This is a genomic window from Comamonas sp. HJ-2, from assembly GCF_053615495.1.
In genome coordinates this window covers 26,238-50,176 of sequence record NZ_JBSIFD010000012.1, presented here as the reverse complement: position 1 = coordinate 50,176, position 23,939 = coordinate 26,238, and the positions used below count along the sequence as shown (strand labels likewise).

Sequence of the window (23,939 nt, the reverse complement as noted above, 5' to 3'; positions counted from 1 at the left end):
CGATGGCGGGGCTGGCTTGCGCTTACTGCATCACGTTCATGACCGCCAGGGTCATGGTTTCCACGCCGGTCTTGAACGTGGGTTCGGGTTCTGGGGCGAAGAAGGGCGAGTGGTTGAAGGGCAGGGGCTTGCCACCGGGCTGACTGGCCTCGGCCACCTTCTTGGGGTCGTATACGCCCAGGGTGTAGAACATGGATGGAACGCCCTGGTTGATGAAGTCCGAGAAATCTTCGCTGGCCGTGATAGGTGAGATGGGGATCACGTTCCGGTCGCCGAGTGCGGCCTTGAACAGCCTGACCGTGCGGCCTACCAGTGCCGCGTCGTTGACCACAGCATCCGAGCCCTTGACCAGCTTGACCTCGGGTGCAGGAGCGCCCGACATGGCGGCTTCGGCCTTGGCTGTGCGTTCTATGCCTTCGTGCATTCTGGTGCGTACCTCGCTCTTGTAGCTGCGGATTGTTCCGAGCAGCCGCGCCTGGTCGGGAATGATATTGCCCGCGCTGCCCGAGTTGAAGGCGCCCACGGTGACCACGCCGAACTCCATGGGATCTTTTTCGCGGCTGATCACGCCCTGTACATCGACCACAAAGCGCGAGGCCATGAGCACGGGGTCAATGCCTTTGTCCGGCATGGAGCCATGGCTGCCACGGCCATGAAACGTGATGTCCAGCGAGTCCGAATTGGAGGTCGCCGGCCCGGCCACATAGCCGACCATGCCGTAGGGCATGGAGCCGGTATGCAGAGCAAAAGCGTAGTCGGGTTTGCCGAATTTTTTGAACAGACCGTCGGCCAGCATGGCCTTGGCTCCGGTCACGGTTTCCTCGGATGGCTGGGCCACGAACATCAGCGTGCCCTTCCATTGGTTCTTCAGGCCCAGCAGCGCCTGCGCCGTGCCCAACCAGCTGGTCATATGCATGTCGTGGCCGCAGCTATGGGCGACAAAGCTCTCCTTGCCGTTGTACTGGGCCTTGGCCTTGCTCGCATAGGGCAGGCCGGTTTTTTCCTCCATGGGCAGGGCGTCCAGCTCGGTGCGCACCATGACGGTGGGGCCAGCGCCATTGCGGTAGATGGCGACCAGACCGGTCTTGCCAATGCCCTCGGTGACCTCAAAGCCCAGCTTGCGCATTTCGGCAGCCAGCTTGGCGGCGGTGCGGGTTTCCTGAAAACCCAGCTCGGGGTTGGCATGCAGGTCTTCGTAGACGCCGCGCAACTGCGGATACATCTTGGCGATCAGTTGCTGCAACTGGGGCTTGAGCGGCTGGGGGTCCAGCTCCGCTGCCTGGGCGGAGCCCAGAGTGACGGCCAGCGCGGCGACGGCGCAGAACTTGCGGGTAAGGCTAGGGTGCATGTGAGGGTCTGTGGTTGGCTTCAAACAGAGGCAGCTCATGGAGAGCGCGCTTTCAGACTAGGAGCATGGCCGGCCCGGATTGAAGAGGGGCAACCCGCAAATGGCACCGTGAATAACGATGGCACAAGGCTTTTGTGGCGCAGGCCCGGGATAATCCGCTCCCATGAATACCTTCACCAGCGCCGCCCAGGCCTCTGATTCCTCCGCTTTCTCGGCGCTGCCCCTGTCACCCGAAATGCTGGCCAATCTCCAGCAGCTCGGCTATGCGCAGATGACGCCCATCCAGGCCGCCAGCCTGCCGCTGACCCTGCAGGGCAAGGACCTGATCGCCCAGGCCAGCACCGGCAGCGGCAAGACGGCTGCCTTCGGCCTGCCCATGGTCGATCGCCTGAACCCGCGCTGGTTTGCCGTCCAGGCCCTGGTGCTGTGCCCCACGCGCGAGCTGGCCGACCAGGTCGCCACCGAAATCCGCCGCCTGGCGCGCGCGCAGGACAACATCAAGGTCGTCACCGTCTATGGCGGCGTGCCCTCGCGCAACCAGATCGCCTCGCTGGAAAACGGCGCCCACATCGTCGTCGGCACACCCGGGCGCGTGATGGATCTGATGGAGCGCGGCAAGCTCGACATCGGCAACCTCAAGACCCTGGTGCTGGACGAGGCCGATCGCATGCTGGACATGGGATTTCTCGGCGACATCGAAACCGTGGTGCGCCAATGCCCGGCGGACCGTCAGACCTTGCTGTTCTCGGCCACCTACCCCGATGGCATTGCCTCGCTGGCCAGCCGCTTCATGCGCGATCCGCAGACCGTCAAGGTCGCGACCCAGCACAGCGCGGGCAAGATCGCGCAGCGCTGGTACGAAGTCGGTACTAGAGAAAAGGTGAGCACGGTGGCCAAGCTGCTGGCGCACTTCCGTCCAGAATCAAGTATTGCCTTTTGCAATACCAAGCAGCAATGCCGCGATGTGGTGAGCGAGCTGCAGGCCCAGGGCTTCAGCGCTCTGGCCCTGTTCGGCGAGCTGGAGCAGCGCGAGCGCGACGAGGTGCTGGTGCAGTTTGCCAACAAGAGCTGCAGCGTGCTGGTCGCCACCGATGTTGCGGCGCGCGGTCTGGACATCGCCGACCTGTCTGCAGTCATCAATGTGGATGTCACCCCCGACCCAGAGGTGCATATCCACCGTATCGGCCGCACGGGCCGTGGCGATGCCGAAGGGCTGGCGCTGAATCTGGTCAGCATGGACGAGATGGGCAGCGTGGGAAAGATCGAGCAACTGCAAGGCCGTGCTTCGCAATTCTTCCCTGTTGACGAACTCACGCCTGCCGCCGGTGGCGAGCTGCTGCCACCCATGATGACCATCCAGATCATTGGCGGGCGCAAGGAAAAGATTCGCGCCGGCGACGTGATGGGCGCCATGTGCGCGGACTTCGGCTACAGCCGCGAGCAGATCGGCAAGATCAGCGTCAACGACTTTTCCACCTATGTGGCCGTGGATCGCAAGATTGCCTCGGCGGCCTGCGCCAGGCTCAATGCAGGCAAGGTCAAGGGCAAGACGGTCAAGGCTCGTCTGCTCTGAAAATATCAGTCAGATTGGCCTCTGACGCTTATCTATCAAGCGCTGCGTGCTCACAAAAAAGCCTTCTCGGACCGAGAAGGCTTTTTGCTTTGGACAGCGCTTCAGCCTTTGGCGAAGAACAGCCCTGCCATCACCAGCCCCGTGGCCACAATGCCCCAGCGCAGGACATGGGGTGCAATCTTGCGCGCCACGCGGGCTCCCAGATAGCCGCCCAGGGTGGCGGCCACCATCATGACGATGGCCTGCTTCCATTCCACAATGCCGCCCACGGCGTAGATCACCACGGCAATCGCCGTCAGCAGGGCCGAGACCAGGTTCTTCATGCCGTTCATGGCGTTGAGCGAGGTCTGGCCCAGCAGGCCGAACAAGGCCAGCAGCAAAATGCCCAGGCCGCCGTTGAAGTAGCCGCCATAGATGGCCACGATCAGCATGCCTGCAGCGGCCTTGGCAACGGATGGGGTGGCATGGGCTGCATTCTTGCCCGAGGCCCAGGCGCGCAGCTGCGGCCCGAAGGCAAACATGGCGGTGGCGGCCAGCAGCAGCCAGGGAACGACCTTGCGAAAGGTGGCGTCGGGCGTGAACAGCAGCAGCGCCGCACCGGCGGAGCCGCCGATCAGGGACAGAGCCACCACCTGCTTCATGGACAGGCCAGGCGGGGACTGCATATCGTCCTTGAAACCCCAGGCGCCCGCCATATAGCCTGGCAGTAGGGCCACGGTTCCCGTGGCATTGGCAATCACGGGTGGCACGCCGGTGAAGACCAGTGCGGGAAGGGTCAGAAAGCTGCCGCCACCGGCGACGGCGTTGAGCGCGCCGGCCGTAAAAGCGGCGGCCAGCAAAAGGGCGAGGTGGCCCAGGTTCTCCATGTTCTTGTCTCCTGATTTTCTCTATCGGCATTGCGCCTTGTGGTTGGGGTCGATCTTAGGCGCTGGCCCGCGTCACCTCTTTTCTTTTTCTTGCGTGGTTAATTATTTTTGGAAATAAAAAAATGTGAAAACAGTATTTTGAGGAATAAGTGATTGTTTTGACAATCAACTCCTTAGTTAAGGAGTTTTGCCGTGAATCTGCCCCGTTTCCTTTCCCGCACCGCCTGGGCCATGCTGGCTGCAAGCTGTGTATCGGGCGCAGCCATGGCTCAGCAGCCGGAGTTTCCTGCGCGCTCCGTCAGGCTGGTGGTGGCCAACGGCCCCGGCAGCGCCCCGGATCTGCTGGCCCGCCAGGTGGGCAATCTGGTGGGCAGGGACTGGAAGCAGGCCATCGTGGTGGAAAACAAGGGCGCGGCCGGCGGTGTCTCGGCCGTGGATGCCGTGGTCAAGGCCCAGCCTGATGGCTACACCCTGCTGGTGGGCGGCGACAGCGCCATCACCATCATGCCCAATGTGCAGCGCAATCTTCCCTATGACGTCAAGAACGACCTGGTGCCGGTGACCAAGCTGGGTCAGTCCGACTTTGTGCTGGTGGCCAATCCCCGCAAGGGCTTCAAGACCTTGCAGGACTTTGTGGCTTATGCCAAGACCCACCCGGGCAAGATCAACTATGCCTCCTCGGGCACGGGGGGCGCCCAGCATCTGGCCATGGAGCAGTTCAAGCAGCGCGCAGGCTTTTTCGCCACGCATATTCCCTATCGCGGCGGCCCCCAGGGCCTGCAGGATGTGCTGGCCGGCCAGGTCGATGTGATGCTGATTGCGATTGCTCCGGCGCTGACCCAGATCCAGAGCGGCAAGCTCACGGCGCTGGCCGTGTCCGGCCTGCAGCGCCATGCACTGCTGCCCCAGGTGCAGACCCTGGCCGAGAGTTACAAGGGCTTTGAGGCTGGTGCCTGGTTCGGTTTGTTCGCACCCAAGGGCACGCCCGCTGCCGTGGTTCAGGCCATTGCTCAGGACACGGACAAGGCGCTCAGGGACCCCGAGCTGCGCAAGAGTCTGCTGCAGCAGGGCATCACCCCCGTGGGTGAGGGCCAACAAGTGTTTGCCAAACAGATCAGGACCGAAGATGTGCGCGTTGCCCAACTGGTGCGCAGCATTGGCCTGAGCGTCGAGTAAACGGCTTTACGCACCAGCAGAAAAAGCGGCCGAGGGCCGCTTTTTCTTTGCTCTAGGTGACTGGGTCAGAAGCTGTAACGCAGGCCGATCGAGATTTCGCTGGCCGTCAGCTTGGCACGCATCTGCTCGTCTTGCAGGCCGCGGACGTTGGCGAAGTTGTTGGCACCGCTCTTGGCCTTGCCCATGTCGACATAGCGCCAGCCCAGGTCGATGCTGAGCTTCTGGATAGGCGAATAGCTGACGCCAAAACCCACGGAATACGCCAGATTGCTCTGGGTGTCGCTGATGTACTGACGGCCCGGATTGCCCTGCCAGCCGCTGGACTCCAGACGTGCCAGGCCCAGGCCGGCCATTCCGTACAGCGAGAACTGGGCGTTCAGGGGGAAATCCTTGTATGCATTGACCATCAGGCGCTGCGAGCGGATCTGGTGGTGGTTGAAGCTGGTAGGGAAGCGGGTAGAGCCGCTGGTGAACTCGTTGTTCTTGGGCAGGGTGTACTCGGCTTCCACGCGCCAGTTCGACGGGAGCTGATAACCAAGGGCCAGGGAGCCCCCTGTGGCGGTATTCGACTCGTCGCCAGGCACGAACTGGCCCAGGCCGGGGCGGGCGCTGGAGTCCATGTCGTGAGCTTGGTAGCGTGCGGAATTGATCCGCAGGGCGCCGTAGTAGCTATGGTCGGCAAAAGCGCTGCCTGCGGCAGCCAGGATCAGCAGGGGGGCAAGACGTTGAAATTTCACGAAAAATCCTAGATCCGATTACTTCAGCAGGTCCTGCACCTTGGCCAGGGCGGCCTGTGCGCATTGGTCGTCCAGATGGCCGCCGGGCGCACCGGCCACGCCCACGGCACCGATCACCTCATTGCCCACCTTCACGGGCACGCCGCCGCCCAGCAGCAGGAAGCCGGGGATGTCCTTGAGGTTGGCTGCGCCGGCGTTCTTCTGGGAGTTTTCCATGATGGCAAGCGTTGGCGCCTTGGCCGATGCCGAGGTGAAGGCCTTTTCGCGGCTGGCTTCCACGGTGTGTGGGCCGGCGTTGTCGGCACGCTGCACGGCGCGCACGCCGCCGGCGCGATCGACCACGGTGGCGGTCACGGCATAGCTGTTGGCGGCGCAGGCCGAGACGGACTGGGCGGCGATCTGGTTGGCCAGCTCCAGCGACATATTCTTTTCCGTGCGCACGGCCTGGGCGTTGGCGGTGCCGGCGGTCAGCATGGCCAGAGTCAGGGCGGCAAGTGTCAGAGTGTGTTTCATACGTTTTTCCAGGTGGATGGGTATGAACGCCACTGTAGAAAAACGCCACCCGGGCGTCCATGCGGCAGGCTACGCGCCTACCTCCGTAGAACTACGGAGCGGCGTCCTCGACCAGGGCCGCGTAGCGCCGGATGAGCATGGCCAGCGAGTCGGTCTCCAGCTTGGCGAACAGGTTGGCGCGGTGGGTCTCCACCGTGCGCGGCGAGAGCGACAGCGCGCGGCCGATCTCCTTGTTGGTGAGCCCCTCCACGATCAGGCCCAGCACCTCGCATTCGCGGCTCGAGAGCTGTGCATAACGCTCGCGCGCCTGCCGGTCGGCCTGGTGGCGCTCGCGCGAGCGCACATGCTGGCGCACGGAGGCCTGCAGCGCCTCGATGAGCAGCTCGTCATCGACCGGTTTCTCAAGGAATTCCGCAGCCCCGGCCTTGAAGGCGCGGCGGCACATCTCCACGGTTCCATGGCCCGTGAGCATGATCACCGGCTGATCCACCCCTTGCGCCACCAGCCTGTCCAGCACCGCCAGCCCGCTGGTGCCAGGCATGCGCACGTCGAGCACGATGGCGCCCACGTCGCTGCGGTCGAACTCGGCGAGAAAGACATGCGGGTCGGACCAGGTTTGGACGCGCAGGCCTACCGTGCCTATGAGCAGTGCCAGGCTGTCGCGCACGGCGGCATCGTCGTCCACAAGGTGAATCAGGGGCGAGAGGGAAGAGGTCATGTCGCGTTCAAGGCAGGTGTGCCAGCGGGAGCTGCAGATGGAATTCGGCCCCAGGCCCGTCGGCAGGCGAAGGAGAGGGGGGCGCCAAAGTGAGCTCGCCTCCCATCGCCTGCGCCAGGCTTTCCGACAGCGACAGGCCCAATCCCAGGCCGCCGGAGCGTGTGGTGTAGAACGGGGTGAACAGGCGCGCTCGCGCCTCGGGCGCCACGCCGGGGCCGGTGTCGCGCACGCTCAGCAGGACTCGCGCGCCCTGGGGGCTAAGCGTGAGGCGCAAGCGGCGCTGGCCGGGCTCGGTCTGCTCCATGGCCTGCAGCGCGTTCATCACCAAGTTGTGGATGATCTGCTGCAAGGCCACAGGCTCGGCGCGCACGGCTGGCAGGTCTGCGGGAGCATCCACCTGCACGGCAATGCTGCGGCGGCGCAGCTCGGGCTCCAGCAGGTGCAGTGCATCATGCACGGCGGTGGACAGGGGCAGAGCCTGGACCTGGCCCGACAGATCGGGCCGCTCGACCACGCGGCGCAGGCGCCCCACGACGGCACTGGCGCGCCTTGCCTGGGCCACGGCCTGACTCATGGCATGGCGCGCCATGTCCAGATCTGGCTCCTCATCGCCCAGCAGGCGCTGCGCCGCCTGGGTATTGGCCAGCAGCGCGGTCAGCGGCTGGTTGAGTTCATGTGCCATACCCGCGGCCAGTTCGCCGAGCTGGTTGAGACGGGCGACCTGGCCCAGACGCAGCAGCTCTTCTGCCCGGCGTGCGGCCACGCGCTGGCGCAGCAGGGTGCGCAGTGCGGCCAGTGCTGCAGCGCTGGCAGCCGCCCAGGCCAGCATGGTGGCCCAGGGCAGCTCGCTCCAGCCCACGTCGCGCTCCAGCACCACATCGAAGGGCTGGCTCTGCGCGGCAAGCAGCTTGTGAAAGTCGTAATTCCAGCCATGCCCCAGACGCCGCCCGGCCTGCACGGTAAAGGCCTGTCCCTGATACTGAAGCCGCACGCGCACTGGACTGGTCTGGGCATCCATGGGCCACTCGTCCCAGGGAATGGTGGCATGCAGATCCAGCAGCAGGGCGTGGTCGGCGGCTGGGCCGGCAAGCGCCAGCCATACCCGGCCTTTGGGCAGGTCGGCCCAGGCCAGTTCGGCATGGCCGCTTTGCAGCGAGCGGGCCTCTGCCATATCCAGCGCGGCACCCAGGTCATGAGGCCAGTCAGCCGGCCAGCTGCTGTCCGGCAGGCGGCGCAGTACCTCGATGATCTGCGGATAGGCGGCTGGCAGGCGCGGCAGCGGCAAGGCTGCCTTGGCACTGCGGCCTTCCGCAGGTGGCTGTAGCAGGGGCAGCATGGCCATCACCGCATCGTGTTGCACGGCACGCTGGCTCAGCAGCCGATGCACGATGCGTGCATCCGTCACGAATGCATCCTCAAGGGCCAGCAACCGCGCATGCATGAGCCAGCCTGCGCCCGCAATGGCCACCAGGGCCCAGGCTAGCAGCCAGGCCAGGGGGCGGCGCCAGTGGGGGATGATCATGATGGTCGGTGTTGTCGCGGATTATTTGGCGTAAGGGTCTTCGTAACCCATCTCCTTCATGATGTCGGTCTCGTAAGCCTCCATCTCTTCGGCGTCTTCCTCGCTGGTCTCGTGGTCCCAGCCCTGGGCATGCAGCGTGCCATGCACCAGCAGATGGGCGTAATGCTCTTCCAGGCTCTTGTTCTGCTCCTGGGCCTCGCGCTCCACCACGGGGGCGCAGAGCACCAGATCGGCCATCACGGTCGGCTCCAGCTGATAGTCGAAGGTCAGCACATTGGTCGCGTAGTCCTTTTTGCGGTACTCGCGATTGAGCTTGCGGCCTTCCTCGGCATCGACGATGCGCACCGTGATCTCGGCATCCACGGCCAGCGCATGGCGGATCCAGCGCGTGACGCGGCTGCGGCTCAGCAGTTCGCGATGGGCGGCGGCCTCGGCGCTGGGACCGAATTGCAGCGATAGTTGCAGTTGATTTAAGGTCATTTTGGCTTTTAGCCCTTATGAGGTAAGCGCTAGTAGCTATTGATTTTGATTAAAGTTCGTCTGCCGTTGGCAGCGGGCGGGCCGTTCGGGGGCTGCTGCGGTGCTTGGGCGCCGAAGTGCCTTCGGACACGCGGCCGCGTGCGTCATAGGCGTCCACAATGCGGGCCACCAGCGGGTGGCGTACCACGTCGGCGCTGGTGAAGTGGTTGATGGAGATGCCCTTGACGCGTTTGAGGACGCGCTCGGCATCGACAAGTCCGCTGGGTGCTCCCTTGGGCAGGTCGACCTGGCTCACGTCGCCCGTGACCACGGCCTTGGCGCCAAAGCCGATGCGGGTCAGAAACATCTTCATCTGCTCGGGCGTGGTGTTCTGCGCCTCGTCCAGGATCACGAAGGCGTTGTTCAGCGTGCGTCCGCGCATGAAGGCCAGCGGCGCGATCTCCAGTGCATTGCGCTCGAAAGCCTTCTGCACCTTCTCGTAACCCATCAGATCGTAGAGCGCGTCATACAGCGGGCGCAGATAGGGGTCCACCTTCTGCGTCAGGTCGCCGGGCAGAAAGCCCAGGCGTTCGCCGGCTTCCACGGCGGGCCGGGTCAGCACGATGCGCTGCACGGCGCTGCGCTCCAGCGCGTCCACGGCGCAGGCCACGGCCAGATAGGTCTTGCCCGTGCCGGCCGGGCCGATGCCGAAGCTGATGTCGTGATTGGCGATGTTTTCCAGATACAGCGCCTGGTTGGGCGTGCGGGCGCGCAGATCGGCACGGCGCGTAGTCAATTGCGGAGCCGTCAGGTCGGCCTCCAGCATCTCGACATCGCCGGCCAGCATGAGCTGCAGCGTATCTTCTGCAATCACGTAGTCGGCGATCTCATAGAGAGCCTGAAGCAGCTCCAGCGCCTCATTGGCCTTGGCCTTGGGGCCGTCGATCTTGAACTGCTCGTGGCGGTGAGCGATCTTGACGCCCAGCGCGATTTCGATGGTGCGCAGATGCGCATCTGCCGGGCCGCAGAGATGGGTCAGGCGCGTATTGTTATGGGGTGTGAAGGTATGGCGCAGGATCACGCGGATAATTTCTCAAAAGAATCGCCGCACGGTGCGGCAAAGGATTTCAATGATAGGCAAATTGACGGGAACGCTGCTGGAAAAAAACCCGCCCGAAGTCCTGGTGGACTGTGCCGGTGTGGGCTATGAGGTGCAGGTGCCCATGAGCACCTTCTACAACTTGCCTGCCAATGGTGCCAAGGTAGCCTTGCTGACCCATTTCGTGGTGCGGGAAGACGCCCAGCTGCTGTTCGGCTTCGGTACGGCCCGCGAGCGCCAGACCTTCCGCGAACTCATCAAGATTACCGGCATAGGACCGCGCATGGCGCTGGCCGTGCTCAGCGGCATGAGCATCGATGATCTCGCGGACGCGGTATCGCAGCAGCAAGCAGGGCGATTGGTCAAGGTGCCCGGCATCGGCAAGAAGACCGCCGAGCGTCTGCTGCTGGAGCTCAAGGGCAAGATCGGCGCGGATACCGGTGCGCAGTCGCTGTTTGCCAATAACAACGACCAGAACGATATTCAGCAGGCACTGATGGCGCTGGGCTACTCGGACAAGGAGGCCTCGGCCGCCCTCAAGAAACTCCCACCCGATGTAGGGGTGAGCGAGGGCATTAAGCTCGCGCTCAAGGCTTTGACCAAATAGCTTCGCTGGCCCTGTGCCAGTCCGATCGTGAACTGCAGGAGAACACGATATGCATTGGTGGATACAGGGCAGGCGCATTCCCTCTCTATGCGCAAGCCTGATGCTGGTGGCGCTGACCGCTTGCGGCGGCGGAGGGGGCGGAGGCAGTGTTCCGGACCCGGGCCCTGGCGGCGCAGGTGTCGGTAACGGCGGCGGCAATGGTGCGGGCGTCGCAGAGACCAGTCCTCCGCCGGGTCCGCCCACGGCCTATGTGCTGGATTCGCTGATAGTGCCTGCCGCCCAGACTGCGGCTTCGGCCAGAGGCGTGGCCGTGGCATCCGTGGCCGTGCGACCCAAGACCGTCGATCTGGCATTGCCGCAGTGGAACGACGCGCCTTTGCCGGTCATGCCCATGCCTGGTGTGCCCATGCAGATAGGGGCGCCGCGGGCGCTGTCTTCGCTGCAGTCCGCAGGCGACATGGCACGCACGCTGCGCTGGTCCAAGACCCCGGATGGGGGACAGGTGGCGGCGATCAGCATCACCTCGACCGGTGCCCATGGCCTGCGGCTGGGCCTGGTGGTCGATGCCATGCCCGATGCCGCCGAGCTCAGGCTGTACCGCAAGGATCGCAGCAAGACAGGGTTCGAGACCACGGGCAAGGCCATCAACGAGGCCATTGCGCGCAACCGTCGCGCCGACGGCGACACCCGGGCGGCTGGCATCTGGTGGACCCCCGACCTGGGCGCCGATGAGGTCACGCTGGAGATTGCACTGCCTGCGGGGCTGTCGACATCGCAGCTGCGCATTGCCATACCCACGCTCACCCATGCCTATGTCAACCTGGCCCTGCCCGTGGAGCTGGAGCTGCGCGACAGCCTTGTGCCCAGAAATGTGGGTGATGCAGCAGGTTGCGAGCTCGATGCCAGCTGCGCCGATCAGTACGCTGTCGAGCGCAATGCCGTGGCGCGCATGACCTATGTGGGTTCCGACAACCGCTACTACTACTGCACGGGCTCCCTGCTGAACAATACCAAGCGGGACTACACGCCGTATTTTCTATCGGCCAGTCACTGCATCTCGACGCAGGCAGCCGCCACTTCGCTGCGCACGGACTGGTTTTTCCGTTCGGCAAGCTGCAACAGCTTCGAGCCGAATGCAAGCACCTTGGCGCTGCAGCGCGGTGCCACGCTGCTGTATTCGACCGCTGTGACCGATGCCACGCTGATGCGACTCAATGAGGTGCCACCTGCCGGTGCGACGCTGGCCGGCTGGGATGCGAGAGGAACGGCGGTGACGGGGACGGCCATCTACGGACTGCATCACCCGCAGGGCGACTTGCTCAAATACAGCGAAGGCCAGGTGCAGAGCTACAGAAACTGCAGCCTGGGCGCCGGCAGCATCACCTGCAGCCCGGGCAATGCCCAGAGCGATTTCGTGAACGTCGGCTGGAGCAAGGGCGTGACCGAAGGCGGCAGCAGTGGCTCGGCCATGTTTGCGGGCGGACGCGTCGTGGGCACGCTGTCCGGCGGCAGCAGCTCGTGTACGGTCAGCGGGGGCTCCGACGTCTACAGCCGCTTCGACCGGACCTTCAGCAGCCAGATCGGGAACTGGCTGGCGCAGTGACCGAGGGCCGGGCAGGGCCTATTTCCCCTGCAACTGCCTGACGGCCGCCTTGGTCTGCTCCACATGGGCCAGCGGGTCGCTGCTGACAAGGGCGAACTTTACCTTGCCGTCCTGGCCCACCACATAGGAGATGCGGTCGGCCCTGGCAGGGTTGGCGGCAGCACCCGCGTCATAGGCCTTGATGGTGACGGCCCGAGGGTCCGATGCCACGGCAAACTGGTCGCGGCAGGCCTCGGTGGAAAAGCGCTTGAGGGTGTCGATATCGTCATGTGACATGCCCACCACCGTGGCTTTCATGGCCGCGAACTGGGGCGTGGCTTCGGCAAAGGCATGCGCTTCCAGCGTGCAGCCCTGGGTGAAGGCCTTGGGGAAGAAATACAGCACCACCGGCCCTTTCTTGAGCGCCTCGGCCATATCGAAGTCAAAAGCCTTGCCGGCAACGGCTGCGGGCGTCTTGAAGCCAGGTGCTGCATCGCCGGCCTTGAGCGCAGCCTGGGCAGCGACGGACAGGCAAAGCAGGGCGGCCGTACAGGCCAGGGTGTGAATACGCATGAAAAAGCTCCTCGGATCTTTGCCGTCATTGTGCGCAAAGCCAGGGGCCGGCCGTCAATGTGGGGCACTGCAACTGTGGGATTTTGTTTTCCCCTGTATTTTTAATCAGTGTCCCTGTCATGCTTGGTGCACAATTGCCGCCATGACGATTCATGTGGACGAATTTGCGGCCAGCCCCGCACCTGCACGCAAGGCCAGAAGCGCGGCCGCCGACCCCGAGGCGGCTGCGCCGCGCATGGTCTCGGCCGGGCATTCGTCCCAGGGCGAAGAGGCGCTGGAGCGTGCCCTGCGCCCCAAGCAGCTCGACGAATATGTGGGCCAGGCCAAGGCGCGAGAGCAGCTCGAGATCTTCATCGGCGCTGCCAAGAAGCGCAGCGAGGCGCTCGATCATGTGCTGCTGTTCGGCCCGCCGGGCCTGGGCAAGACCACGCTGTCCCACATCATCGCTGCCGAGTTGGGCGTGAACCTGCGCCAGACCAGCGGCCCGGTGCTGGAAAAACCCAAGGATCTGGCGGCACTGCTCACCAATCTCGAGCCCAACGATGTGCTGTTCATCGACGAGATTCACCGCCTGAGCCCGGTGGTCGAGGAAATCCTCTACCCGGCGCTGGAGGACTATCAGATAGACATCATGATCGGCGAAGGCCCGGCTGCACGTTCCATCAAGCTCGATCTCCAGCCATTCACGCTGGTGGGGGCGACCACGCGCGCCGGCATGCTCACCAACCCGCTGCGCGATCGCTTCGGCATCGTGGCGCGGCTGGAGTTCTATACCTCGGAGGAGCTCTCGCGCATCGTCAGGCGCAGCGCCGGACTGCTCAATGCGCCGATTGACGCGGAAGGCTGCTTCGAGATCGCGCGTCGCTCGCGCGGCACGCCGCGCATTGCCAACCGTCTGCTGCGCCGCGTGCGCGACTATGCCGATGTCAAGGGCGACGGCCGCATCACGCGCGAGATTGCCGACAAGGCGCTGGCCATGCTCGATGTGGACCCCCAGGGCTTTGACATCATGGACCGCAAGCTGCTCGAGGCCGTGGTGCATCGTTTCGACGGCGGCCCGGTAGGTCTGGACAATATCGCCGCCAGCATTGGCGAGGAGTCGGGCACCATCGAGGATGTGATCGAGCCCTATCTGATCCAGCAGGGCTTTTTGCAGCGCACCCCGCGTGGCCGCATGGCCACCCAGGCCGCCTACCGGCACCTGGGCCTGCAGCCCCCCGGAGACAATGCAGCATAAAACTGGCGCAACCCAAACCAGAGACATCGAGCAAGGGCCTGGGCGGCCCCGCCGTCCCGCAGCGAAGATGTCGTCCCCCTGGGGGGAAGCCGCGCAGCGGCTCAGGGGTCAATTATTCTGCGGTCCGGCGTTCCAGAAGGCCTGTAGCACGCCGGGCAAGGCTTCGATCTGCGTGACCACCTGGTCCAGCTCCTCGGCATGCACGGCCGTGGCGAACAGCTCGGCCTCGATTTCGGTGTTGTGCGGCGGGATCTCGTGCTTTTCCACCGCGCGCACCGGGTAGTTGGCCGCCTCCAGCAGCTCCTGCATGCCCTCGCGCACATCGGCCTGGGCTTGCTGGCCGCAGATCACATAGACATAGTAGGTGGCCTCGCTGGCATGTTCGGCCACGGGATGGCGGTTGATGTAGTTGACCACGGGGCGCAGCAAGGTGTTGCTGGCCAGCACGAACAGGGTGGCAAGGCCGGCCTCGGGCAGAAGGCCCGCGCCCGCGCAGGCGCCCACGGCGGCCGAGCCCCATAGCGTGGCGGCGGTGTTCAGCCCCGTGATGTTGGCGCCTTCCTTCATGATGGCGCCGGCACCCAGAAAGCCCACGCCCGAAACCACATAGGAGATGACGCGCGTGGCGCCGTCCGCGCCAGAGACGCGCATGGCCAGGTCGACGAACACGGCCGCGCCCACGGCCACCAGGGTATTGGTGCGCAGGCCTGCCGTGCGCTGGCGTATCTGGCGCTCAAGGCCGATGATGCTGCCGCAGACAAAGGCCACGAGAAGACACAGCACCGTGTTCAGCGTGGCGAGCAGATTGAAGTTCTGTAGGGATTGCATGAAGTTCTGATTGTTATTGCCGGTTGATCAATGCCGAAATATGCGGCCCGGAGCTCACCAGCCGTACTTGCGGATATAGACGCGCTTGAGCAGCGTGGTCAGCACAGCATAGGCCAGCAATATGACGATGAGCCAGGGGAAATAGCCGAGCGGCAGGGTCTGCAGCTTGAAATGTCCGGCCAGCGGGCCCATGGGCAGGAAGATGCCTATGGCCATGATGGCCGCCGTGGCGGCCAGCAAGGGCCAGGAGGCACGGCTTTGCACAAACGGGATCTTCGGCGTGCGGATCATGTGCACGATCAGCGTCTGCGTCAGCAGCCCCACCACGAACCAGCCCGACTGGAACAGGCTTTGCTCTGCGGCCGTGCTGGCATGGAAGACGAACCACATCAGCGCGAAGGTGAGCACGTCGAACAGCGAGCTGATGGGGCCGAAGAAGAGCATGAAGCGACCCAGGTCCTGAGGGTCCCAGCGCAGCGGCCTGGCCACCATTTCCTCGTCCACGTGGTCGAAGGGGATGGCGATCTGCGACAGGTCGTAGAGCAGGTTCTGCATCAGCAGCTGCATGGGCAGCATGGGCAGGAACGGGATGAAGGCCGAGGCGATCAGCACCGAGAACACATTGCCGAAATTGGAGCTGGCCGTCATGCGGATGTACTTGAGCATATTGCTGAAGGTGCGACGTCCTTCGAGCACGCCCTGCTCCAGCACCATCAGGCTTTTCTCCAGCAGGATGATGTCGGCCGCTTCGCGGGCGATGTCCACGCCGCTGTCGACGCTGATGCCGATATCGGCGGCGCGCAGCGCGGGCGCGTCGTTGATGCCGTCGCCCATAAAGCCCGTGACATGGCCGTTGGCGCGCAGCGCACGCACGATGCGTTCCTTGTGCAGCGGTGTCAGGCGGGCGAACAGCAGGTGTGACTCCACGGTGCGGCGCAGCTGCGCCTCGTCCATGGCTTCGATGTCGTTGCCGACAATCGCCTCGTCCACCTGCAGACCCACGTCGCGGCAGACCTTGCGTGCCACCAGCTCGTTGTCGCCCGTGAGCACCTTGACCGCCACACCGTGCTGCAGCAGCGCAGCAATGGCGGCCTGGGTGGATTCCTTGGGCGGGTCGAGAAAGGCCACGTAGCCGATCAGGGTCAGTTCGGCCTCGTCGGCAATGCCGTAGGTGCTCTTGTCGGGTGGCACTTCCTTCATGGCCACGGCCACCACGCGCAGGCCCTCGCTGTTCAGCCCCTCGGTGACGGCGCGCACCTGCTCGCGGCGCTCGGGCGTGAGCGGCAACAGCGTGTCTCCGTCGCGCCCGCTGTCTCGAATATGTGTGCAGACCTGCAGGACTTCCTCGACCGCGCCCTTGCAGATCAGCTCATGGTGGTGATTGCGCTCGGCCACCACCACGGACATGCGCCGGCGCTGGAAGTCGAACGGAATTTCGTCGACCTTGCGGTAGTTCTCGTTGACATGCAGCCGCGTGTGCAGCTCCACATGCTCGAGTACGGCACGGTCCAGCAGGTTCTTGAGCCCGGTCTGGTAGTAGCTGTTGAGGTAGGCGAACTGCAGCACCTCGTCGCTGGGACGGCCCTGCACATCGGTGTGGCGCTCCAGCGCGATGCGGTCCTGCGTCAGCGTGCCGGTCTTGTCGGTGCACAGCACGTCCATGGCGCCGAAGTTCTGGATCGCATCCAGGCGCTTGACCATCACCTTCTGGCGCGACAGCACCACGGCGCCCTTGGCCAGCGTGGAGGTGACGATCATGGGCAGCATCTCGGGCGTCAGGCCCACGGCCACCGACAGCGCGAATAAAAAGGCCTCGCCCCAGTCGCCCTTGGTGTAGCCGTTGATGAACAGCACCACGGGCACCATCACGGCCGCGAAGCGGATCAGCAGCCAGCTGACGCTGTTCACGCCCTGCTCGAAGGCCGTGGCCGTGCGGTCCTGGTGGGTGATGCGCGCTGCCAGTGTGCCGAAATAGCTCTGGTTGCCCGTGGCGACGACCACGGCCATGGCCGAGCCCGAGACCACATTGGTGCCCATGAAAAGCAGGTTGCCGGCTTCCAGCAACTGGCCGGCCTGCAGGGCAGCCAGGGGGCGAGCATCCTTTTCCACGGGCAGCGATTCACCCGTCATGGCCGCCTGGCTCACGAACAGGTCCTTGGCGGACAGCAGGCGGCAGTCGGCCGGGATCATGTCGCCGGCCGACAGGGCCACGATGTCTCCGGGCACCAGCTCGCGCATGGGCAGCTCGGACAGCGAGGTGTCATGGCCTCCGCCGCTGTCGCGAAAGTCTGCGGCCGGCGCATCGGTCTTGCGGCGCACGGTGACGCGGTTGCTGACCAGGGCCTGCAGGCGTGCTGCGGCGCGCCGCGAGCGCCCTTCCTGGACAAAGCGCAGCAGTGTGGACAGCAGCACCATGCTGGCGATGACGATGGTGGCTTTTTCGTCCTCGGTGACATAGGAGACCACGGCCAGCAGCGTCAGCAGCAGGTTGAAGGGGTTGCGGTAGCAATGCCACAGGTGCTTCCATGCGGGCAGCGGCTTTTCATGCGCCACCTCGTTGGGTCCATGGCGGAGCTGGCGCTGCCGGACCTGCTCGGGGCTCAGGCCCCGGCTCGATGTGTCAAGCTGCTGCAGCAGCGCAGCCACGGGGCTGCAGGCGGCCGATTGCAGGGCCTGTACTTGTGCCGCAGGCACTGTGACGGCTGTGGTCGGGCCGCCTGCGGGCATGGGCTGGCGGCCGAAGAGGCCGGCCATGCGGTGGCTGCGCAAAAAGGCCCGGAACAGATTTTTGAGAGTCTGCATCACGGCCTCCTGTCAGTGCAGCGTCTTGCCGGAGGTGCCGAATCGTGTCCAGGGCTGCTGTGCCTGGCTGGCGCGAAACTGGTTGTCGATGCGGCTGCGCTGCTCCTGGGTCAGCAGCGACAGGGCATCGGCGCGCTGGCGGATGCTGAGATTGGCCATGGCGCTGGCCATGAGGGGCGCGGCATGGCGGTCGACCAGGTGGCGCAGCACATCGGTGCGGCGCTCGTTCAGTGCCGAGATCACGGCATGGGTCAGGCCATGGTGGCGGGTAGAGTCATTGAAGCGGGATGCGGGGCGGCTGCGTTGCAGCACGCGCAGCCAAGTGAGGCGTTGCATGGGCATACTCCTTGGGGGTGACCCGGGAGCTGCCCGCTGCTGCTAGGGCATCAGGCGCGCGACCCCGGGACGGGGTTCCAGTTCGTGCGCGCAGCCAAGAGGGTCACACGCACGGCAATGGGCTGGCAGTGCGCCGCGAAGGGCGCGCTGCAAGATCGACTAGGGTCGGGATCCATACGTGTTCCTTGGTTAAGAGTGAGTGAAAAGCGGGCCGGAGCCGGTCCGCGACGAGGCTGCTCAGCGTACGGTGCGGCTGCTCAGAAAGCTGCGGATGCGATGCGTGGGCCAACTGGTCAGTGCATCGAGCTCCAGCGTCTGCTCCAGCGCTTGCGGCAAGGCTGCCGGTGCGGCGGGCGCAGCCTGGCGGGGCATGGCGCGGGCGCGCAGCAGCAGGGGGCGCAGCTGGTGCAGAGAGCGGGTCAGGCGGTTGCTCATGGCGTTCTCCTCATCGGTTGAGGGAGCGGGCCAGGCGGCAGCGCGGCACAAACGTTCTGGCGCAGCCACGAGCCGGGTAAACCGGAGCGAATGGCGGCGCGAAAACTCAGTGAGGAGCAGAGCTTGCGAGCTTGAAGCCTCTAGCCGTGCTGCGCACGGCAGGGCGGCCCGAAGGTCGGGAAGCCAAACAGCAAGTTGCGAGGATCGCGAGGCAAGGGATGCGGGGCGGTCGATGACGACTCCCGATCCGGGGGAGTCTGTCAGTCGGCCAGCTTCGCAGCCATAGCGGCCTGCGATGAATCACTGGTTGAACTGGCACTGTCCACGTGGGGACTCCTGAAATTGCGATCTGGCAATTATCGGTCCAGACCGGGTTCAGGGTCAACCCTAGGTGGTTTTCAGTTGCAATTGCGCCGGGGCCTGGCGGCTTGCAGGCTCGGCCCATTGCTGCACACAGCCCCAGACGATGAGCGCCTGTGCGGCGTAATAGCTGCCGAGCACGCTCACCGATGACCAGGGCAGCGGCTGCACAAAACGATTGATGGCCAGGATGGAGTCGCTGAGCATGAAAAAGCTGGCGCCCAGTGCGGTCAGTAGTGCGGGACGGCTTTGCAGGAGTTGGTAGCGCCCCCAGGCCTGCGCCGCCATCAAGGCGATGACGCCGACATAGGCGGCCACGGGCAGACGCAGGGCGGCGGGCAGGCCATGGGTCCAGAGAAAGACATACATGGCGGCGCCGATCGCAGCCACCAGCAGCAGTGCGCGGCGGTCGGCAAACCAGGGCATATCGAACTTGAACAGCGCAACATAGCAGACATGGGCCAGCAAAAAGCTGACCAGGCCGGGAATGAACAGACCGGTCTGCAACTGTCCGTCCAGCATCAGGAAGACATCGCCAGCCATGGAAAAAACGATAGCTGCCAGCAGCAGATGAGCATGCTTTTGAGACATGTTTTGTATAGTTTTTGAGTTCTGCTTTGCGAAAGAAGCTATGCATATAAGAGCAAAAACCATGGTGACAGGCTTGAACAGCCAATGCCATTGCTGCAGACCGAGCGCTGCCGTGGCCGTGGCCAGTGCGCCACTTTGCAGCATCAGCGCCAGCCACAGACTGATGCGTCCCTGCATGGCAGCGCCCAGAGCCCATTGCCCGGTGAGCAGCACGCCGAACCAGATCAGATTGGCGGCCAGCGGCGACTGATCGGCATGCCAGAGAAAGACCGAGGTGCCCGCAACCAGCGCCGCAAACTGCAGGCCGGCAAACCAGCGCAGCGCAGCGCCCATCGGAGGCGCATAGATGATGCGGTGCTCGTCCAGATCGAAGGCGGGCTTGGGAAAGCGCTGCGCCACATCGGCTGGCCGCCAGCCCGGCGGCTTGAACCAGACGCGAAGCTTGTCCAGCCAGCTGCGTGCATGCCAGCTGTCATGCGCCAGCTGGCGGTAGACGCTGAAGTTGGCCCAGAGCGGGTCCCAGCTCTTGAGCAGGCCGCGCGTGCCGTAGATGCAGGGCTCCTCGTCGTCCTCGGTCTTGTAAGTGCCGAAGAGCCGGTCCCAGACGATGAGAATGCCGCCGTAGTTGCGGTCCAGATAGCGCTCGTTGACGGCATGGTGCACGCGGTGATTGCTGGGCGCGCAGAACCAGCGGTCGAACCAGCCCAGCTTCCTGACCTGCTCGGTATGCACCCAGAACTGGTAGAGCAGGTCGATCAGCCCGACCACGGCAAACACCAGCGGCGGCACGCCGGCCAGGGCCATGGGCAGATAGAAGATCCAGCCCAGCAGCGCGCCGGAGCTGGTCTGGCGCAGCGCGGTGGAGAGGTTGTAGGCCTGGCTTTGGTGGTGCACGGCATGGGCGGCCCAGAGCACGCCCACTTCATGGCCCATGCGGTGCAGCCAGTAGTAGCAGAGGTCGTAGAACAGCAGGGCCAGCAGCCAGCCCGGCAGGCTGAGCCAGAAGGCATCGGCCTCGATCAGAGCCACATGGCTGGCCACGACGGTGTAGATGCCCAGCGTCAGCAGCTTGGTGAAGACGGCGCTGGTCTGGCTCAGTACGCCCAGGTTCAGCGAGCTGATGGCATCGGCCAGCGCATAGGCATTGCGCCCGCGCCTGAGGCTGATGATCCATTCCACGGCAATCAGTGCGAAAAAGACCGGCGTGGCCAGAACGATGACTTGGCTGGGAGAGAGCATGGGCTCCGATTCTGGAGCGGCTCGTTGTCCGGCGGCTTGGCATGAACCCTAGCGCCCGGCGCTGCAGGCTTCACGAAGTTTCAAGGGTGAATCAGGATTGCTAAGTATTTCCTGTTATGGCAGTCAGCAAGGTGCTCTGGGATAATTGCGGGCTTGCCCGTCCGCCGGAGGGCACACTCAAATTTACCGGCCAGTACAGCGACGCGGCGACCCCGGGATGGGCCTGGAGCCGTCAGCCTGTCCGCATTCTTGCTGCATGCCCATGTCCACATCCCGCCGCTCCTTTGTTGCCGCCGCTGCCTTGCTGGCCTCAGGCTTTACCGCCCCTGCCGTTCTTGCCGCCGCCGATGCCTGGCCCGTCGCCAAGCCCATCACGCTGATCGTGCCGTTCAGTGCCGGTGGCAATGTGGACACCACGGCGCGCCTGATCGGCCAGAAGCTGGGCGAGCGCCTGCACCAGTCCATCGTGGTGGACAACGTGCCCGGCGCGGGCGGTGTGCTCGGGGTGAGCAAGGCCGTCAAGGCACCGGCCGACGGCTACACCTTGCTCATGGGCTTTGACGGCCCCATCAGCATTGCCCAGCTGGTGAATTCCGCCGTCAAGTACGACGCCGAAAAGGATCTGACACCCGTGGGGCTGACCACCATCGCCCCCGTGGTCGCCGTGGCCCGACCCGGCCTGCCGGCGCACAATCTGAACGAGCTGATTGCTCTGGCGCGCTCCAAGCCCGGATCGTTGACCTACGCCACTTCGGGCGTGGGCACCATGCTGCATCTGGCCATGGAAATGCTGCAGGAGCGTGCCAAGATCAAGCTGGTGCATGTGCCCTACCGAGGCGGCGCCCAGATCACCAGCGACGTGATGGGCGGTCAGGTCGATGTGGGCATGCTCACCACCGTGAGCGCCGTGCCCATGATCCAGCAGAAAAAGCTCGAAGGTCTGGGCGTGACATCGGCCAAGCGTATCGATGCCATCCACAGCGTGCCCACTTTTGGCGAGACGGCCGAGCTCAAGGGCTTCGACCTCAATACCTGGACGGGCCTGTTCGTGCCCGCCAAGACACCTCAGGCCGTGGTCACGCGCCTGGCCACCGAGCTCGATGCCGTGCTCAAGATGCCCGAGGTGCGCAAGCGCCTGGAAGACGGCGGCGCCACGCCCGGCTCCGGCACCCAGGCCAGCTTCGTCCAGTTCCTGAAGAAGGAAAAAGCCGGCTATGCCCAGATCGTGAAGTCGGCCAACATCCAGGCGGAATAAGTCATGGCTGCGCCGCTGAACCCTGTCCACGCCGAAATCCATCCGCCCGTGCTGCCCGAAGTGGCAGCCATTGCGCAGGAAATGCTGGTCCTGCGTCACGATCTGCACGCCCATCCCGAGCTGGCCTACGAAGAGCATCGCACCGGCGATATCGTGGCGGCCAGGCTGGCCGAATGGGGCTACGAGATCCATCGCGGCCTGGGCGACACCGGTGTGGTGGGGACGCTGCGCTGCGGCGATCACCCGAATGGCAAACGTCTTGGCCTGCGCGCCGACATGGATGCGCTGCCCATCCGTGAAGCCACGGGCCTGTCCTATGCCAGTCGTCACGACGGCAAGATGCATGCCTGCGGCCACGACGGGCACACGGCCACGTTGCTGGCCGCGGCCAGGGTGCTGGCCGGGCGCAGGAATCAGCTCCAGGGCACGCTCAATCTGATCTTCCAGCCCGCCGAGGAAGGCCATGGCGGCGCGCAGAAGATGGTGGAGCAGGGCCTGTTCGAGCTGTTTCCCTGCGATGCGCTCTACGCCTTTCACAACGAGCCCGGCTACCCGGCGGGGCAGTTCGGCTTTCGCTCGGGCGTGATGTATTCCAGCTCGGACACGGCCATCATCACCATCCGCGGCAAGGGCGGCCATGGCGCCATGCCCCATGTGGCCGTTGACCCCATCGTCGTGGCCTCGCATCTGGTGCTGGCGCTGCAGACCATACGCTCGCGCGAGATCGATCCCAACGACATGGCCGTGGTCACCATCGGTGCCATCCATGCGGGCGATGCGCCCAATGTGATTCCCGAAACCTGCGAGCTGCGCGTGACCATTCGCGCGCGCTGCCCTGAGGTGCGCCAGCAGCTGCGCGAGCGCATCACGGCCATGGCCCATGCCCAGGCCGCAGTCCACCGCGCCACGGCCGAGGTGGACTACAAATGGCGTTATCCGCCCGTCATGAACGACAAGGCGGCTACCGATTTCGCAGTCGGTGTGGCCCGCGAATTCCTGGGCGAAGCATGGTTGATTCCCGATCTGCAGCCGCTGCAGGCCAGCGATGACTTCGCCATCATGCTCAATTCCGTGCCGGGCAACTACTTCATCGTCGGCAATGGCATGGGCGAGGGCGGCTGCATGGTGCACAACGCGGCCTATGACTTCAACGACAACCTGCTGCCCGTGACTGCCTCGTATTGGGTGAAGCTGGCCGAGAGCTATCTGGGCCGCGACTGAGTTTTGTATGAGTGAAATCAACCTCTCCGGCCAGGATCTGCCCGGCTTCGATGCCACGACCGACTACTGGCAAGTCACCGTCACCGAGGCCGATCTGAGCCAGTCGCCGCTGCCGCCCTATGCGAAGAGCTATCCGGCCAGGCTGCCCGACGGCCGCTATCTGCTGCTGCCGCTGCGCGGCATGCCCACGGCCGACGGTTCCGCCCCCGACCGCTGCGTGGCGTCGCTGATTGCCAACCAGGCTTCCATTGAAGTGGTCGAGCAACTGGCGCAGCACATGGCGCAAGGCGCCGGGGCGCATGACTTCGATGTGGTCATAGGCCTGCCGACGCTGGGCCTGGCCTTTGCGCCGCTGGTGGCGCGCCACCTGGGCCGCAGCCGCTATGTGCCGCTGGGTTACTCGCGCAAGTACTGGTATCGCGACGAGCTCTGCGAGCCCGTCAGCTCCATCACCACGCCGGGCAAGGGCAAGCTGCTCTATATCGACCCCAATCAGCTGAGTCTGATCACTGGCAAGCGCGTGCTGGTGGTCGATGATGCCGTGAGTTCGGGCACGACCATGGTGTCCGGTCTCAAGCTGATCGAGCGTTGCGGCGCCGAAGTGGCCGCCATTGCCGTGGCCATGCGCCAGGGCACGCAGTGGCAGCAGAAATTGGTGCGTGCCGATGGCAGCGCCATCCCCGTGGTCGCGGCCTACGACTGCCCGCGCATGGAGCGCCGTGCCGACGGCTGGTGGCCTGAAGGCTCATAAAAAGAGAGCTTCTAGCGCCTTTTATATATGAGTTTCAGGCTTTTTATGCCTTGAAATCATTGCATGAAGTGCGTTGCAAGCTCTTTTTTGTATAGCAATCAAAACCCGGAG

22 protein-coding genes are annotated in these 23,939 nt (G+C 64.5%); 8 read left to right on the top strand and 14 right to left on the bottom strand.

Annotation, left to right across the window (positions count from 1 at the left end):
• Window positions 1–22 precede the first annotated feature (22 nt).
• A complete protein-coding gene (locus ACWGXF_RS11370) occupies window positions 23–1,348 on the bottom strand; it encodes an amidohydrolase (RefSeq protein ID WP_452101933.1) in 1,326 nt (441 codons plus the stop codon).
• Between the two features lie 163 nt (window positions 1,349–1,511).
• Between ACWGXF_RS11370 and dbpA the strand changes: the two genes are divergently transcribed.
• Window positions 1,512–2,921: an ATP-dependent RNA helicase DbpA gene (dbpA, locus tag ACWGXF_RS11365; protein ID WP_256628769.1), complete on the top strand. Its 1,410-nt coding sequence runs from the start codon at window positions 1,512–1,514 to the stop codon at window positions 2,919–2,921.
• Between the two features lie 101 nt (window positions 2,922–3,022).
• Here dbpA and ACWGXF_RS11360 read toward each other — a convergent pair whose 3' ends face one another.
• On the bottom strand, window positions 3,023–3,787 hold the full coding sequence (locus ACWGXF_RS11360) for a sulfite exporter TauE/SafE family protein (protein WP_012839974.1): 765 nt from the start codon (window positions 3,785–3,787) through the stop codon (window positions 3,023–3,025).
• Window positions 3,788–3,979: 192 nt separating this feature from the next.
• On the opposite strand from ACWGXF_RS11360, the gene ACWGXF_RS11355 reads away from it, so the two are divergent.
• Window positions 3,980–4,963, top strand: coding sequence for a Bug family tripartite tricarboxylate transporter substrate binding protein (locus ACWGXF_RS11355; protein ID WP_012839973.1), 984 nt, complete (start codon window positions 3,980–3,982; stop codon window positions 4,961–4,963).
• Between the two features lie 65 nt (window positions 4,964–5,028).
• Here ACWGXF_RS11355 and ACWGXF_RS11350 read toward each other — a convergent pair whose 3' ends face one another.
• From ACWGXF_RS11350 to ACWGXF_RS11325, 6 genes are all read right to left on the bottom strand, one after another.
• Entirely contained in the window at window positions 5,029–5,700 is a 672-nt protein-coding gene (locus tag ACWGXF_RS11350; protein WP_256628766.1) for an outer membrane protein, read from the bottom strand.
• 18 nt (window positions 5,701–5,718) lie between these two features.
• Window positions 5,719–6,213, bottom strand: a complete 495-nt coding sequence (locus tag ACWGXF_RS11345; protein ID WP_012839971.1) for a GlcG/HbpS family heme-binding protein — start codon at window positions 6,211–6,213, stop codon at window positions 5,719–5,721.
• A 91-nt stretch (window positions 6,214–6,304) separates the two neighbouring features.
• Window positions 6,305–6,931, bottom strand: coding sequence for a response regulator transcription factor (locus ACWGXF_RS11340; protein WP_003068724.1), 627 nt, complete (start codon window positions 6,929–6,931; stop codon window positions 6,305–6,307).
• 7 nt (window positions 6,932–6,938) lie between these two features.
• Complete coding sequence (locus ACWGXF_RS11335) at window positions 6,939–8,453, bottom strand: sensor histidine kinase (RefSeq protein WP_256628763.1); 1,515 nt, start codon at window positions 8,451–8,453, stop codon at window positions 6,939–6,941.
• Between the two features lie 21 nt (window positions 8,454–8,474).
• Window positions 8,475–8,933, bottom strand: a complete 459-nt coding sequence (gene ybeY / locus ACWGXF_RS11330; RefSeq protein WP_256628761.1) for an rRNA maturation RNase YbeY — start codon at window positions 8,931–8,933, stop codon at window positions 8,475–8,477.
• A 49-nt stretch (window positions 8,934–8,982) separates the two neighbouring features.
• On the bottom strand, window positions 8,983–9,993 hold the full coding sequence (locus tag ACWGXF_RS11325) for a PhoH family protein (protein ID WP_034354721.1): 1,011 nt from the start codon (window positions 9,991–9,993) through the stop codon (window positions 8,983–8,985).
• Between the two features lie 49 nt (window positions 9,994–10,042).
• On the opposite strand from ACWGXF_RS11325, the gene ruvA reads away from it, so the two are divergent.
• Window positions 10,043–10,618: a Holliday junction branch migration protein RuvA gene (gene ruvA, locus ACWGXF_RS11320; RefSeq protein ID WP_012839968.1), complete on the top strand. Its 576-nt coding sequence runs from the start codon at window positions 10,043–10,045 to the stop codon at window positions 10,616–10,618.
• A 49-nt stretch (window positions 10,619–10,667) separates the two neighbouring features.
• Window positions 10,668–12,221, top strand: a complete 1,554-nt coding sequence (locus ACWGXF_RS11315; protein ID WP_256628758.1) for a trypsin-like serine peptidase — start codon at window positions 10,668–10,670, stop codon at window positions 12,219–12,221.
• Window positions 12,222–12,239: 18 nt separating this feature from the next.
• On the opposite strand, the gene ACWGXF_RS11310 is transcribed toward ACWGXF_RS11315, so the two are convergent.
• Complete coding sequence (locus ACWGXF_RS11310; RefSeq protein WP_003068738.1) at window positions 12,240–12,773, bottom strand: peroxiredoxin; 534 nt, start codon at window positions 12,771–12,773, stop codon at window positions 12,240–12,242.
• Between the two features lie 142 nt (window positions 12,774–12,915).
• Here ACWGXF_RS11310 and ruvB point away from each other — a divergent pair, with 142 nt between their 5' ends.
• Window positions 12,916–14,010, top strand: coding sequence for a Holliday junction branch migration DNA helicase RuvB (ruvB, locus tag ACWGXF_RS11305; protein WP_012839966.1), 1,095 nt, complete (start codon window positions 12,916–12,918; stop codon window positions 14,008–14,010).
• Window positions 14,011–14,118: 108 nt separating this feature from the next.
• Here the strand turns inward: ruvB and ACWGXF_RS11300 are convergent, their stop codons facing one another.
• The 5 genes from ACWGXF_RS11300 to ACWGXF_RS11280 all read right to left on the bottom strand — a co-directional run bounded on the left by ACWGXF_RS11300 (window position 14,119) and on the right by ACWGXF_RS11280 (window position 20,601).
• Complete coding sequence (locus tag ACWGXF_RS11300) at window positions 14,119–14,838, bottom strand: MgtC/SapB family protein (RefSeq protein WP_012839965.1); 720 nt, start codon at window positions 14,836–14,838, stop codon at window positions 14,119–14,121.
• Between the two features lie 54 nt (window positions 14,839–14,892).
• Entirely contained in the window at window positions 14,893–17,640 is a 2,748-nt protein-coding gene (gene mgtA, locus ACWGXF_RS11295; protein ID WP_256628754.1) for a magnesium-translocating P-type ATPase, read from the bottom strand.
• 12 nt (window positions 17,641–17,652) lie between these two features.
• Window positions 17,653–17,976 carry a hypothetical protein gene (locus ACWGXF_RS11290; protein WP_034354709.1) on the bottom strand — a complete coding sequence of 108 codons (324 nt, stop codon included), beginning with the start codon at window positions 17,974–17,976 and terminating at the stop codon, window positions 17,653–17,655.
• A 237-nt stretch (window positions 17,977–18,213) separates the two neighbouring features.
• Window positions 18,214–18,411, bottom strand: a complete 198-nt coding sequence (locus tag ACWGXF_RS11285; protein WP_012839962.1) for a hypothetical protein — start codon at window positions 18,409–18,411, stop codon at window positions 18,214–18,216.
• A gap of 387 nt (window positions 18,412–18,798) precedes the next feature.
• Entirely contained in the window at window positions 18,799–20,601 is a 1,803-nt protein-coding gene (locus tag ACWGXF_RS11280; protein ID WP_452101932.1) for a lysoplasmalogenase family protein, read from the bottom strand.
• Window positions 20,602–20,863: 262 nt separating this feature from the next.
• Between ACWGXF_RS11280 and ACWGXF_RS11275 the strand changes: the two genes are divergently transcribed.
• Genes ACWGXF_RS11275 through ACWGXF_RS11265 form a run of 3 tightly spaced genes read left to right on the top strand, consistent with a single transcriptional unit; the run spans window position 20,864 to window position 23,828 of the window.
• Entirely contained in the window at window positions 20,864–21,856 is a 993-nt protein-coding gene (locus ACWGXF_RS11275; protein ID WP_256628749.1) for a Bug family tripartite tricarboxylate transporter substrate binding protein, read from the top strand.
• 3 nt (window positions 21,857–21,859) lie between these two features.
• The gene (locus ACWGXF_RS11270) at window positions 21,860–23,077 is read left to right on the top strand and encodes a M20 aminoacylase family protein (RefSeq protein ID WP_087865384.1); all 1,218 of its coding nucleotides are present in this window, start codon (window positions 21,860–21,862) and stop codon (window positions 23,075–23,077) included.
• Window positions 23,078–23,084: 7 nt separating this feature from the next.
• Window positions 23,085–23,828 carry a phosphoribosyltransferase gene (locus tag ACWGXF_RS11265; protein WP_452101931.1) on the top strand — a complete coding sequence of 248 codons (744 nt, stop codon included), beginning with the start codon at window positions 23,085–23,087 and terminating at the stop codon, window positions 23,826–23,828.
• Window positions 23,829–23,939: the final 111 nt, after the last annotated feature.